Here is a 14138-nt window from a genome sequence, read left to right on the forward strand (position 1 = left end):
GACTTCTGACTTTTGACTTCTGACTTCGACTATAAAGGTTTCACTTTCAGCAAACTGTCGGCACTGATTGGCTGAGGCACTATCACCGCGCCATCCTGCAGGCTGCCGGCTCCTGAAAAAACAATCTTGTCACCGGCTTTTATGCCATCCTTTACAAAATAGTAATTGGATGTTTTGCCCGAAACGGTGATCGGCTTGCTGGCAACTTTGTTGCTATCGCCCAAAGCAAATACAAACACTTTGTCCTGCACTTCGAAGGTTGATTCGATCGGTACCACCAGCGCATCGTTAAACAGTTGCGGTATACGCACCTTTCCGGTATTGCCGGTACGAAGTATACCGCCCGGGTTGGGGAAAGTAGCCCTGAATGTAATGGCTCCGGTTGTTTTATCGAACTGCCCTTCGATGGTGCTGATCTTTCCTTTTGCCTGATATATACTATTGTCGGCCAGCGCCAGTTCAACCGAAGGAACCTGTTTTATTTTTTCCTCGATAGTGTTACCGGCAAACTGGTTTTTAAAAGTGATAAAGTCAGGCTCGCTCAATGAAAAGTAAGCATACATTTCACTGATATCGGAAAGTATAGTGAGGGCATCGTTTTTGCTAACGAGGCTTCCTGTTTTAAAAGGAATTCGTCCGATATAACCACTGGCCGTAGCTTTCACTAAGGTGTAACCGATGTTTATCTGTGCGTTGGCTACAGCGGCTTTGGCCTGTTCGGCCGAAGCTACAGCGGCATCGTAAGCGGCTTTGGCTGTTTTAAGCTGTACATCCGAGATCACGTTGTGTTCTACAAGCGGCGTTAAACGATCAACTTCCACCTGTGCTTTTGACACGTTAGCCTGTGCGGCGAGCAGGCTCGATTTCGCATTGTTCAGCGCCTCGTTATAAGTGCGTGCGTCGATCCTGAACAAAGGCTGACCTGCTTTTACATAGGCGCCTTCATCTACATAAATTTTTTCAAGATAGCCTTCCACCTGGGGTCTTATTTCTACGTTCACTTTTCCTTCCAGTGAAGCAGGATATTCACGAAAGGTTGTGGCTGTTTGGGTGGTAACAGATAATACCGGTAACGACATAGCCTGCTGGTGCATTTCGGGAGTGGCCGAACTGTTACTGCAGCTATACAAGGTCGTTGCCAAACCGATTCCTGTTAAAAGTTTAAGCAAATTGTAACTGATTTCTACGTTATATAAAGGTTTCATCATACATGGTTTAAATGACATAGAATAAATCGTTGCTGGCAAGCTAATCGTACTACATCGAAGCTTCGGTATGCAGTGCCGTTTTCAGCGCAGGTTCAGATGTATAGCAGTATTCCCTTTTCAGTTGGCGGCGGTACGGAGGTCCAGGCTTCCGGAGATGAAAATTATAATTTAGTGATTTTGAGATTTCGGGATTTTGTGATTGTAAAGACGGTTCAACCCGAAGAAATCGCAAAATCTCTAAATCCAAAAATCAGCAATTTGTAATAAGGAGTTTCAATCAATTATGGGTTCCTTAATGTGCCATGCTGCTGGTAATTGCTAAACTTTTAATATGTGACCTGCCTTTTACTAATGATCATGTAAAAGTAATGACGTTTCAGGGCTCAAAAATTTACCTTATCGGGGGATTAATTGTACTTTTCACGGATTTGCCTCTGGAACAGGGCAGGGGTGTTGCCGGTATGTTTTTTAAAAAAGCGGTTGAAATAGGCATCATCTTCAAAATTCAGGCGGCCGGCTATTTCTTTTACCGAATGCTCGCCCCAGAATAACAGGCGTTTGGCTTCGAGTATTCTTCTTTCATCGATAATTTGTTTTGCCGTTTTACCGGTTACCGCTTTAATAAGGTCATTTAAATGACCGGGTGTAACATATAGCATATCGGCGTATTGCATTACCTGGGTAGCGTTTACAAAGTTTTCATCAATAAGTGATTTAAACTGACGCACTATGCGGTTTTGTGAGTAGTCCATGTGCACCACATTATCATTTTTACAATTTACCAAACGGCCTGCGCAAATGATAAATGCGTTTAACAGGTTTTTCAAAATAAGTCCTTTTTGTGGTTTATTATCCTGAAACTCAAGGTTCATAAGATCGATGTACACCGAAATTTCCCTGTGCTGATCGGGATTTAATATTGGCAGTACTACCTGGCTGAACATACATTCCCAGCAGGCAAGTACTCCCTGTGTTTCGGTAAGCAAAAATTCTTTATTGAACGAAATATGCGTCATTTTATAGTAAGAATTACCGGTTTGCTGATGCACCTGGTCAGGTGCCAGCATTAACAAAGCGGGTGCTTTTATGGTAAATCTTTCGAAGTCGGTATAATGCGCTACTTCACCTTCCTGCAGGAAACTGATCTTATAATCGGTATGCCTGTGAGGAATGGCCATATAAGAAGGTACCGAATTGCCTTCTGTTCTTTTTATTATAAAATTGGTGCCCGGTATGCAGGCGGCCATATCATATACAGGAATCTGAGCTTGGTTATTTTTCATAAAATCACATTAGGTAACCGTGATAATATTAACGCAATAAGCGAATAGTAAAAATATTATATTAATGGCAAAGTCATAATGCCCAACATATTATTCTACTATAAAATTTTAAACGGTAAACAATTGGGTTGGGTGGTTTGTTTCAACGCACGATGCGGTAGTCAATGAACTAACAGGTGTTAGAACAATTGTTATTAATGATTTGTTCACTAACCGGCTATTCAAAGGGTGGGGGAGTGTCTGTTCCTTTATTAATTTTCTTCTGCCAGCCTGAAATCAATAACGCGTAACTGCAAGTGTTTTTCGTTATTCCATTCGTTTTCATCGAGGGTAAACACTACGTCGACCGGTTTTTTTGATTCAAGCAGATGAAATTTTTGAGCCATACCAAAGCCTATTCCGTTAAAGAGAATATTATCCTGCCTGAGTGAAAATTTTATATGTTGCTCCTTTACTATACGTGAATAACCTGAGTCCATTACTTTTTTTACCACAAACAAAGGTCTCATGTTTTCAGGACCAAACGGTTCCATTTGGTGTATGATGTTGTAAAATGCTTGTTTCAGGTCTTTAAATGCTACTTCAGCATCAATAATTATTTCGGGTATCAGCAATTCGGGTGTAATAGTTGCAGCAACAACTTCTTCGAACCGTTCGCGAAATGCTTCTACTTTAGAAGGTTCAAGCGTCATGCCGGCCGCATAAAAATGACCGCCATATCCTAACAGCAGATCTTTACATTGATGAATTGCTTCGTATACATTAAATCCGGCAACGCTTCGTGCCGAACCGGCAACATATTCGCCTGATTGGGTAAGAACAATGGTGGGCCGGTAATAATAATCTATAAGGCGTGAAGCTACAATACCAACCACTCCTTTATGCCAGTGCGATTGAAATACAACGGTTGATTTTCGATTTAGTAAAAGATCATTGCCTTCAATAATGGCCAATGCTTCTTCTGTAATATTTTTATCAGCCTCTTTGCGGTCGCTGTTGTCGGAATGCAGCATTTCGGCATATTGAAGTGCCTCCTGCCGGGTATTGGCAATGAACATTTGCACGGCTTTGCGTGCATCATCCATACGCCCTGCTGCATTTACGCGGGGAGCGATCATAAATACGAGGCTGTTGATGTGCAATTCTTTTTGTACCCCGCTTAATTGTTTCAATGCCATGATACCATAATTGGGATTATCATTGGCTTTCTTTAAACCGTAAAAGGCGAGTATGCGGTTTTCGCCGGTTATCGGTACAATATCGGCTGCAATGGCGGTAGCTACCAGGTCGAGGTATTCGAACATAGCTGCATCATCTAATTGCAGTTGCTGTCCAAGTGCCGTTATCAGTTTGAAACCTACGCCGCATCCGCATAATTCTTTAAATGGGTATTCGCAATCTTTTTGCTTGGGATTTAAAATGGCTACGGCAGGTGGCAATATCTCATCGGGCATATGGTGGTCGCATACAATGAAATCGATGCCCAGTTCGTGGGCATATTGAATCAGATCAACTGATTTTATGCCGCAGTCGAGAGAAACTATAAGTGTAAATCCATTTTCATATGCAAAGTCGATCCCTTTTTTAGATATGCCATAGCCTTCGCGATAGCGGTGGGGTATGTAGAAGTCGATTTTTTCCGGAATATAAATTTTTTGCAGAAAGCGGAACATGCATGATACAGCAGTGGTTCCGTCAACATCGTAGTCGCCGAATACCAGTATTTTTTCCTGCCTGTCGAAAGCAGTTACAATGCGGTCAACTGCTTTGCTCATATCCTTCATCAGCCATGGATCGTGAAGTTCCGATAACTGGGGGCGAAAGAATTGTTTCGCTTTATCAAAATCGTCGATATAACGTTGTGTAAGAATTTTACAAAGAACAGGATGTACTTTGAGGTTGGCATACAATTGCCGCACTTTATCTTCATCAGCCGTTAGTATGTTCCATCTTTTTTGTTGCATAATTGTAGTACAAATCTCAAATGCCGAATCTCATGATCCAAAAATCAAATCTCCATTGGGAGGCAATTGGTTTCACCCGTGGCGAATTATTTATTGCCCAATAGTCTGTTTAATATTTTCTATCGGTGGTGTAGCGCACCAGTTCTTCCAAACCGTTGCGAATTTCGATATTATCAAATTCGTGTAAGATAGCCAGGGCTTCATCTCTGAAGCTAAACATTTTTTTCTCGGTATAGCTAATGCCGCCTGTTTCTTTTACAATATTGATTACTTCCTGAACCTTTTCGGGTATTTTATTTTGATTTTTGATAATGTAAATCAGTTTGCGGCGGGTGGCGGGATCGGTATGTTTTAATGTATAGATAAGGGGCAGGGTAAGTTTTTTCTCCCGTATGTCGTTGCCGGTGGGTTTACCAATAGCCTCGCTTCCATAATCGAACAGGTCGTCCTTTATCTGAAAGGCCATGCCTACTTTTTCACCAAATACACGCATTTTTTCGGTAATGGTTTCATCCTGAGTAGTTGACCAGGCGCCTGAAGCGCAGGCCGAGGCGAGCAGGGAAGCTGTTTTGCCTTTAATGATCTCGAAGTAAGTGGCTTCTTCAAAGTTGAGCGACCGTGATTTTTCCATTTGCAGTAATTCGCCTTCGCTCATCTGGCGGATAGCGTTGGATAACAGCTGCAGTATGCGGAAATCGTTGTGATCTAACGATAACAGCATACCTTTTGCCAGCAGATAATCGCCAACCAAAACCGATACCTTGCTTTTCCACAAGGCATATGTGGAGAAAAATCCACGTCGTTCAAGGGATTCATCTACCACGTCATCGTGTACAAGGGTGGCTGAATGTAGTAGTTCTACGAGGGAGGCAGCGCGGTAGGTTGTATCGTTTACGGGGCCGCAAAGCCTGGCAGAAAGAAGCACAAACATGGGCCTTAATTGCTTGCCTTTTCGGTTCACGATAAACCGCATAATCCTGTCCAGTAGCGGAACCTGGCTCTTTACCGCATTATGAAATTGCTTTTCAAATTCGGGTAATTCTTCTCGTAATATTGCTAGTGATAATTTCATGCGGTAAATAAGAAGGGCAAATTACTGATTTTAATGTTTCACGCAGGAGGCATTTAATTTGCTCTGTCATCATCTTAGTGTGTGAAAAACAGCAAGATAATGCACATTGTGTTGGGGAAAAAAATTTGGTAGTTAGCTGTCAATTAATATTTTTGCACAGATTCTGAGTTCAGGTTACTTAATCCTTCACATAAAATTTAGTTATGGCAAGCAAAAAGTACGTAAGTTTCTTAAGCTTATTGCTCCTGGGATCTGTTGTTGCCCACGCACAATTGGGTGGCACGTATGATGTACAGGATTCTTCTGTTATTCCTTCTAAAAGATTGCCCCAGCACACCGAGTTCATGGCAAACAACTATCCTTATCCTGCAAAACCCCGTAACCAATGGGAAATCGGATTGCAGGTAGGCGCTTTCGGCGTTTCAGGAGATGTTCGTAACCGTTTCCCCGGTATTGGCGCTGCATTACATGCGCGTAAAGCTCTGGGATATGTTTTCTCGTTAAGAGGCCAGGTTGGTTATGGAACTACCAAAGGGTTGAACTTTCAGCCTTCAAGCAACTACACAAAAAATGATGCATGGTCCAAAAACGGATATGCACCAGGTGGCCATGTGTTTTATAATTACAAAACCAGTGTTATTGATCTGAGTCTGCAAGGTGTGGTAACATTGAGTAACATTCGTTTTCATAAAGCAAAAAGCAGCTTCAACGTATACGCTTTTGCCGGTTTAGGCGGAATGATCTATAATACCAAGATCGACGCTTTAAAAGGCGATGGAACTACTTACGCTGCAGATTTTAATGCTATATATAATAAGTATGCTGCCACAGCTGATGGTTTCGGTTACAAAAACAGAAAAGATATTAAGAAAGATCTGAAAAATGTGCTTGATGGTAAATATGAAACCACTGCTCAAACAGATAACAGCCAGCCTAAATTATTCAAAAAGCCGTTCCGTCCTATTGCTAACATAGGTGCCGGTGTACAATTTAAGTTGAGCAAAAAACTTAGCCTCGCTGTTGAAGATAAACTTACTATACCAAAAACCGACCTGTTAGACGGTCAGCAATGGCAGGAAAATGATAACATCGTTCCTCAAAATGCTACTGCTCAATCAAGAGATTTCGATACATACAACTTCCTGTCTGTAGGAATTAACGTTGCTATAGGTGGTAAAGCTGTTGAACCTTTATGGTGGCTGAATCCTTTGGATTATGCTTACAACGAAATCAACAAACCCCGCCACATGAAGCTCCCCAAACCTGTTTTGGATGATGCTGATGGCGATGGTGTAACTGACCAATTCGATCAGGAACCCAACACACCTGCCGGTGCTCCGGTTGATACACATGGTGTAAGCCGTGATACTGATGGTGACGGTGTACCTGATTACAAGGATAAAGAACTGATTACTCCAACACAATGTCAGCCTGTTGATGCTGATGGTATCGGTAAATGTCCTCCTCCTGCTTGTTGCGATTCTCTTGCTAAAATCATTGCAGAAGGTGGCGTTGGAGCCGGCAAATGCAAAATCGGTGATTTACCAAGCGTTACTTTCAAGCCAAAATCAATCACTTTGAGCAACGATGCAAAAGCTCTGTTGTCGAGCGCTGCTCAAAAAATTAAAAATAACCCCGACTGTAAAATAGCTGTAATCGGTTACTGCTCTTCAAGCAAAGCCGAACAACAGTTAAGCTGGGATCGCGTGAATGCCGTTATCAGCTACTTAGTTGATAAAGAAGGTATTAACCAGGATCGTTTCATCTTCAAATATGGTGAAATGGGTGGCGATTGCAATACAGTTGATCTGCGCGATGGTACCGGCGAAGAAGGACCTACTACAGTTCCTGCTCCGCACCCGAACCTACGCCGTGGCAGATAATCAGTACTTTAGCTTAATTGCTTTAACTAATAGTATAACCTTCCCCCGTTTTGCCGGGGGAAGGTTTTTATATTTATCTTAACGCCCTGTATTTGGGTGCCACATCCTTTCCTTTCATATTTGCAGGAAAACCGTAACTTTGCACACTTTTATGCGTTCAGCTTTACTAATTGCAATAATTGCCCTAAGCGTAGCTTCCTGCTCCAAATTTTCGAAGGTGCAGAAAAGCACTGACTATGATTATAAATTGCGGATGGCAGAGAAGTATTATGTTGCCAAGAAGTATAACTATGCCCAGCAGTTGTACGAAGAGCTTTTTCCCTTAATGAAAGGGCAACCTCAGTTTGAAGATCTTTTTTATAAATACGCGTATTGTTCTTATTACCTGCACGACTGGCTACAGGCCGAAAACCTTTTCAAACAGTTTGTTGAGGTATTTCCAAACAGCCCCAAAGCCGAAGAAATGGAGTATATGAGGGCCTATACTTATTACCGGCAGTCGCCCAAAGCTGAGTTGGACCAAACCAACACACAGAAAACCATTGGGTTAATGCAAACATTCATCAATACGCATCCCAATTCGGCAAAAAATAAAGAGGCTACCGATCTTATCGACAAATGCCGCGAGAAAATGGAAGTGAAGGAATATATGAGCGCTGCATTATATTATAATATGGGGCATTACAGGGCTGCAGCCATTGCCTATGGCAGCCTTATGAACGATTTTCCCGATTCGCACAAAAGCGATGAATATAAATTACAGGTTATCAAATCTTATTATTTATTTGCCGTTAATAGTATCGAGGAAAAAAAGATGGCAAGATTTGAACAGGTGATTACCGAGTGCAACGATTTTATTGACCGCTTCCCCGAAAGCAGTCTTAAAAAGGAAGTGGAGCATTATCAGACATTATCAAAAAACAACATTAAAGCCAACAATAATGAGCAAATTACGAAGACAAATTAGCGCCAACACCGCTAATACAGCCGAAACCAAGGATCTGAACGCCATTAAAGGTAAAACCGGCAATGTGTATGAATCAATTGCCATTATTGCCAAAAGGGCTAACCAGATCAATATTTCTTTAAAAGAGGAATTGCATAATAAACTCGAAGAGTTCGCCAGCCATACCGATAGTCTGGAAGAGATTCATGAGAATAAAGAACAGATCGAAATATCAAGAGCTTATGAGCGGATGCCCAACCCATCGTTGCTGGCAACCCAGGAATTCCTCGACGATAAGATTTATTATCGCAAAAATGAAGATGACTTATTTAGTTAACTTTATTTTACGATAAAATGTATAGGAAGCGACATGTTTTTGAACTGTCGCTTTTTACTTTTATGGATGTAAGCGTGCCACGGTTCCCCTGGCATCGCAAACAAACCGTGGCACACTTTCTAAGCCAAAAAGAACTAATTTTAATCAATTATGTTCCAGGATAAAAAAATATTGCTGGCCGTAACCGGAAGTATAGCCGCCTATAAATCCATTTTACTGGTTCGTTTGCTGGTAAAGGCAGGCGCTGAGGTAAAGGTGGTAATGACGCCCGCAGCACGTGATTTTGTTTCCACACTTACCCTGGCAACACTGTCCAAAAACGCAGTGATCACCGAACTGGTCAGCAACGAATCCTGGTCGAACCATGTACAGCTCGGGCGTTGGGCCGACGTTATGGTTGTTGCCCCGTTAAGCTGTAATACACTCGCCAAAATGGCTAATGGCCTTTGCGATAATATGCTGCTTGCCACCTGGTTATCGGCTACCTGCCCGGTTGTGGCTGCGCCGGCTATGGATGAAGATATGTGGCATCACCCCGCTACCAGTCAAAATCTGCAAAAGCTCGAATCGTTTGGAACCCGCATCATTCCCGTTGATAAAGGTGAACTGGCCAGCGGTTTATTTGGTGATGGCCGTATGGCAGAACCCGAAGCCATCATGCAATTTCTTTCAGATAATTTTTTTTCAACAAAAGACCTGACCGGTAAAAAGGCCCTCGTAACCGCCGGACCAACTTACGAACCCATTGATCCTGTTCGATTTATAGGCAATCATTCTTCAGGTAAAATGGGGCTCGCTATTGCTGAGGAACTGGCTAAACGGGGAGCAGAAGTTCATCTGGTTCTGGGTCCTTCGTCATTAAAAACCAACCTGCAGGGAATATATGTTCATAAAGTGCAAACTGCCGAACAGATGTATCAGACCTGTATAAAAGAATTTCCAGGCGCTCACATTGCTGTGATGAGCGCCGCCGTGGCAGATTACACTCCGGTTGAAACGGCTTCGGAAAAAATTAAAAAAACAAGCGGTACCCTCACTATTGAGCTTACCAAAACAAAGGATATTTTAAAAAGTCTGGGCGAATTAAAACAAAACGGCCAGTTGCTGGCAGGCTTTGCCCTTGAAACAGCCAATGAACGGCAATATGCACTTGATAAGCTGAAATCGAAAAACGCCGATCTGATCGTATTGAACTCGCTGAACGATGAAGGGGCCGGTTTTGGATATGATACCAATAAGGTTACTATTTTTGAAAAAAGCGGTAACGAGATTTCGTACGACCGCAAGCCAAAACAACAAGTGGCTAAAGATATCGTTGATAGAATTGTAAACCTGCTATATGTTGTGTAGAAAGCTCATATCGATATTATTTTTTATGGTAACTGTGCCGGTTATGCTTACTGCACAGGAATTAAAAGCGCATGTTACCATCAATACCAGCCGTTTGGGCACCCCGGCCGATAAAAAGGCCTTTCAAACCTGCCAGAATGCATTGAATAATTTTTTAAATAATCGTAAGTGGACAGGCGAAACTTTTCAACCCAATGAAAAGATCGTTTGTAACTTTTTGCTGAACATCAGCGAAGCACAGGCAGGAAATGTGTATAAGGCTACACTAACAGTGCAGGCCGCCCGACCCATTTATAATACCAGCTACGAATCGCCCCTGATCAATTGGATGGACGAAGCGATCTTGTTTAAATATGTGGAATACCAGCCGATTGAATTTAATCAAAACAGGGTATCAGGCTCAGATCCGCTGGTTTCAAATCTTACAGCTATTCTGGCCTACTATGTTTATGTGATCATGGGGCTTGATTTTGATTCGTTTTCGCTGCGCGGAGGCGATCCATACTATCAGCGGGCTATGAATATTGTGAACAATGCACCCGAGGGAAGGGATATAACAGGCTGGAAGGCTTTCGACGGTTTGCGTAACCGGTATTGGCTCACTGAAAATTTAACCAACAACCGGTATAACCTGATACACGATGCCATTTACAGCTATTACCGCCTGGGCCTTGATTATATGTATGAAAATGAAACCGAAGGCCGAAGCGCAATGCTCAATTCGCTTAGCTTAATTAATACGCTTAATAACGATATTCCCAATACAATGATCGTTGCCTTCTTTTTCCAGGGTAAATCGCCCGAACTGGTGAGGGTTTTTAAAAAAGCGACTCCCGAAGACAAACAAAAAGCCAGGGAAATTTTGCAAAAGATCGATATCTCCAATGCCAATACGTATAAACAGGAATTAAAATGATGCGGCTATTTCTATTGTGTTTAAGTGTTTTTGTTATCAGTTTGGTTAGCTGTACCGATAAAGATAAGATCCCATCCGGCGTATTATCGAAAAACAAAATGATACAGGTGATTTGGGATATGATGCAGGCAGAAAGGTATTCGGCAACTTTTTTAAAGGATTCCACAAAAAATATCAAAGCTGAAACTTTTAAATTATACGCTCAGGTATTTGCTATACATGGTATTACAAAAGATCAGTTTGTAAAAAGTTATAAGTTTTATATGAGCCGGCCCGATATTGCACGGGTGATGTTTGATTCACTGGCTTCAAAAGCCAACCGCCAACGCGAAGATCTTTACAAGCCAAAACCGCAACCCGGCGGTCTGCCGTCAGCCGCGCAGTCTGCAAATACAAAAAAGCCAGACAGCACTAAACCGGTTCACCCAATGCCTGGCCAGCCGATACCGCTGCCCATGCCTCCCCAACTGAACAAGCCGAAAACACAACCAAAGCGTTTGCCTTTAAAACATCTGAAACGAGATTCCCTTATGAAGTTGAAGTTGGTACAGTAATTCAACAGGTTGGTACAATAATTCAACCTTGTTTTGGCTGGATGAAAGGTTGTTTCTTATTTTTATCAATAAATTGCTTGCTATATATGCAAAAAATTGTTGCCAATGCGGATGAGGCCATCACCGACATCCGTGATAATGCTACTATTATGTTAGGTGGGTTTGGCCTATGCGGCATACCCGAAAATTGCATAGCTGCGCTGGTACGCAAAGGCGTAAAAAATCTCACCTGTATCTCCAACAATGCCGGGATTGATGATTTTGGGCTGGGAATGCTGCTAAAAACCCGCCAGATAAAAAAAATGATGAGCTCCTACGTAGGCGAAAACGCCGAATTTGAACGCCAGTTGTTACAGGGCGAGCTCGAAGTTGACCTCATACCCCAGGGCACCCTTGCCACACGCATACAGATGGCCGGTATGGGCATTCCGGCTTTTTATACACCGGCAGGTTACGGAACCGAAATAGCCGAAGGAAAGGAAGTGCGTGAGTTTAATAATAAAATGTACCTGATGGAGTATGCGCTGCATGCCGATTTTTCAATTGTAAAAGCGTGGAAAGGCGACAGCTATGGTAATCTGGTATTTCGTAAAACCACCCGCAATTTTTCAACATCTATCGCCAAAGCAGGTACTATAACCATTGCCGAAGTAGAACAGCTTGTAAAACCCGGTGAACTTGATCCCGACCACATTCATGTTGCCGGAATATATGTACATCGCATATTCCAGGGGGCGAATTATGAAAAGCGAATAGAAAGAAGAACGGTGCGGATGAATGGAAATGAGAAATAAGGAATTTGGAACAGAGAAATGAAAAAGGGAAAAATGCAGATCCGTTTTTGCGGAGATAATCTGCAACCTGAAACTTGTAACCTGAAACTTTAAAAACATGGCTTTAGATAAATACGGCATCGCACAACGCATTGCACAGGAATTACGCGACGGTATGTACGTAAACCTGGGAATTGGCATTCCTACACTGGTAGCGAATTATATTCCCGATGGTATGCTCATTATGCTGCAGTCTGAAAACGGCATACTGGGCATGGGCCCTTATCCTGCCGAGGCAGAAATAGATGCCGATCTGATCAATGCAGGAAAGGAAACCGTTACGCTTTTGCCCGGCGGGGCGTTTTTCGACAGTGCCGAAAGCTTTGGCATGATCAGGGCCGGCAAGGTTGATTTAACCGTATTGGGCGCCATGGAGGTATCGGAAAACGGAGATATTGCCAACTGGAAAATACCCGGTAAAATGGTAAAGGGCATGGGAGGCGCCATGGACCTTGTAGCCAGCGCTAAAAATATTATTGTGGCCATGATGCATACTAACCCCAAAGGCGAATCAAAATTATTACCCAACTGTACATTGCCGTTAACAGGCGTTAAATGTGTAAAACGGATAGTCTCTGATCTGGCTGTGCTCGATGTGTTGCCCGAAGGGGGCTTTAAGCTGATTGAACGGGCGCCAGGCGTAACCGTTGATGAAATACAAAATAAAACCCTGGGCAAACTGCTTATTGAAGGCGACATTCCCGAGATGCGTTTGTAGTGAGTTCGGCACTTGCCAGCGGCCCGCCTACCTGACATTAAATTATGAACCAACGAAAGATTTACCTATTTTTATTGCATATTTGTTTCGTTTAAAACAGGAAGTATGCATTCTGCAATGCCCATAACCCAAATCTGTTTTTATCACCCCTGAATCAACTAATTTACTGACCCGTTCTTACTATTCCCTTACTATTCTCTTACTATTGATATGCTGTAACCCAAGCGCAGGTATATTGTAGGTATACCTGAAATATACATAGTGTATACATGAAGCAACATACCACAAAGAAAAAATGTTGTTCACATGGTAGGCTATAGCATTGCCGGCTTGCTACTTATTGCTTCTTACCTTCCTTTTGTTGCAATGGTTATTCCTACCGAAAACAAGATCAACCGGAACATATCGGCCAGTAATAAAACCAGGTCTTTTTCATTTTGTATCTGTTGCGATATGTTTGAATCGTACCCTGCTATTGATTCCATAAAGACTACCATGCCATAAAAGGCCATCAGGCCTCCTGCAATCCAGAATCCCTGCTCATTCAGCAGCACTATTTGCCTGTTATTGATAAGCTGAAACAAAATGATCAGGGCTATTATTACCAGAATAACAGCCTGAACCAGGCCGATTGTTGAGCTCCAGGTAGCGATGCCCTTCAGCGAGTAAATAGTAATAACCACCGACAGAAATGAAACCAGGAACATATTCATGATTTCCTTACCCCGGGCGGCAGGCATCAGCAGCTTAAACAGGTAAAATGAAAGGGTGAATTGTGCTAACCTGAACCCGGTTTGCAGCAGAACAGAACCGGGTTGTATAAAAGTAAGAGAAAGGTGTTGCAGGAAGTTGAATAGGCAAAGAACGGTCAGTACGTTAAGTATAGCCGTAGCAGCTACTTTACGAACAAATACAATGCAAAGGGGTAATAACGACAGCAGCATTACCACCAGTGACAGGGCAATAAATATACTTCCACCGGTTTTTACCATGGTCAAATAGTTCGGGGGCAAACCGGTTTTTCACAGGGCTTTTGATTGTTTTTAAAGCGGTAAGTAAGGGTAACAACATAAT

At 42.5% G+C, this 14138-nt stretch carries 13 protein-coding genes; 8 read left to right on the forward strand and 5 right to left on the reverse strand.

Annotated features, from left to right (window positions below; all coding sequences use genetic code 11):
* Nucleotides 1-29: 29 nt before the first annotated feature.
* The 4 genes from AC59IL_RS34775 to AC59IL_RS34790 form a co-directional block, all read right to left on the reverse strand.
* On the reverse strand, nucleotides 30-1208 hold the full coding sequence (locus tag AC59IL_RS34775; RefSeq protein ID WP_496556862.1) for an efflux RND transporter periplasmic adaptor subunit: 1179 nt from the start codon (nucleotides 1206-1208) through the stop codon (nucleotides 30-32).
* 407 nt (nucleotides 1209-1615) lie between these two features.
* Nucleotides 1616-2491 carry a helix-turn-helix domain-containing protein gene (locus AC59IL_RS34780; RefSeq protein WP_496556863.1) on the reverse strand — a complete coding sequence of 292 codons (876 nt, stop codon included), beginning with the start codon at nucleotides 2489-2491 and terminating at the stop codon, nucleotides 1616-1618.
* Between the two features lie 251 nt (nucleotides 2492-2742).
* Nucleotides 2743-4455, reverse strand: a complete 1713-nt coding sequence (recJ, locus tag AC59IL_RS34785; protein WP_496556864.1) for a single-stranded-DNA-specific exonuclease RecJ — start codon at nucleotides 4453-4455, stop codon at nucleotides 2743-2745.
* 109 nt (nucleotides 4456-4564) lie between these two features.
* Complete coding sequence (locus tag AC59IL_RS34790; RefSeq protein ID WP_496556865.1) at nucleotides 4565-5527, reverse strand: polyprenyl synthetase family protein; 963 nt, start codon at nucleotides 5525-5527, stop codon at nucleotides 4565-4567.
* Between the two features lie 203 nt (nucleotides 5528-5730).
* Between AC59IL_RS34790 and AC59IL_RS34795 the strand changes: the two genes are divergently transcribed.
* The 8 genes from AC59IL_RS34795 to AC59IL_RS34830 all read left to right on the forward strand — a co-directional run bounded on the left by AC59IL_RS34795 (nucleotide 5731) and on the right by AC59IL_RS34830 (nucleotide 13064).
* Nucleotides 5731-7410 carry an OmpA family protein gene (locus AC59IL_RS34795; RefSeq protein WP_496556866.1) on the forward strand — a complete coding sequence of 560 codons (1680 nt, stop codon included), beginning with the start codon at nucleotides 5731-5733 and terminating at the stop codon, nucleotides 7408-7410.
* A gap of 151 nt (nucleotides 7411-7561) precedes the next feature.
* Complete coding sequence (locus tag AC59IL_RS34800; RefSeq protein ID WP_496556867.1) at nucleotides 7562-8377, forward strand: outer membrane protein assembly factor BamD; 816 nt, start codon at nucleotides 7562-7564, stop codon at nucleotides 8375-8377.
* A complete protein-coding gene (locus AC59IL_RS34805; protein WP_081149787.1) occupies nucleotides 8352-8693 on the forward strand; it encodes a DNA-directed RNA polymerase subunit omega in 342 nt (113 codons plus the stop codon). Before AC59IL_RS34800 ends, AC59IL_RS34805 begins: the two co-directional genes overlap by 26 nt.
* Nucleotides 8694-8843: 150 nt before the next feature.
* Nucleotides 8844-10043, forward strand: a complete 1200-nt coding sequence (gene coaBC / locus AC59IL_RS34810; RefSeq protein WP_496556868.1) for a bifunctional phosphopantothenoylcysteine decarboxylase/phosphopantothenate--cysteine ligase CoaBC — start codon at nucleotides 8844-8846, stop codon at nucleotides 10041-10043.
* Nucleotides 10033-10959 carry a type IX secretion system protein PorD gene (gene porD / locus AC59IL_RS34815; protein ID WP_496556869.1) on the forward strand — a complete coding sequence of 309 codons (927 nt, stop codon included), beginning with the start codon at nucleotides 10033-10035 and terminating at the stop codon, nucleotides 10957-10959. Before coaBC ends, porD begins: the two co-directional genes overlap by 11 nt.
* Complete coding sequence (locus tag AC59IL_RS34820; protein WP_496556870.1) at nucleotides 10956-11513, forward strand: DUF4296 domain-containing protein; 558 nt, start codon at nucleotides 10956-10958, stop codon at nucleotides 11511-11513. The genes porD and AC59IL_RS34820 overlap by 4 nt, the downstream gene beginning before the upstream one ends.
* An 86-nt stretch (nucleotides 11514-11599) precedes the next feature.
* Nucleotides 11600-12307 carry a CoA transferase subunit A gene (locus AC59IL_RS34825; RefSeq protein WP_496556871.1) on the forward strand — a complete coding sequence of 236 codons (708 nt, stop codon included), beginning with the start codon at nucleotides 11600-11602 and terminating at the stop codon, nucleotides 12305-12307.
* Nucleotides 12308-12404: 97 nt separating this feature from the next.
* Nucleotides 12405-13064 (forward strand): 3-oxoacid CoA-transferase subunit B, encoded by a 660-nt coding sequence (locus AC59IL_RS34830; protein ID WP_496556872.1) that lies wholly within the window; start codon nucleotides 12405-12407, stop codon nucleotides 13062-13064.
* Nucleotides 13065-13411: 347 nt separating this feature from the next.
* Here AC59IL_RS34830 and AC59IL_RS34835 read toward each other — a convergent pair whose 3' ends face one another.
* The gene (locus AC59IL_RS34835) at nucleotides 13412-14056 is read right to left on the reverse strand and encodes a hypothetical protein (protein ID WP_496556873.1); all 645 of its coding nucleotides are present in this window, start codon (nucleotides 14054-14056) and stop codon (nucleotides 13412-13414) included.
* Nucleotides 14057-14138: the final 82 nt, after the last annotated feature.

This window comes from Niastella sp. sgz303648 (genome assembly GCF_059587045.1).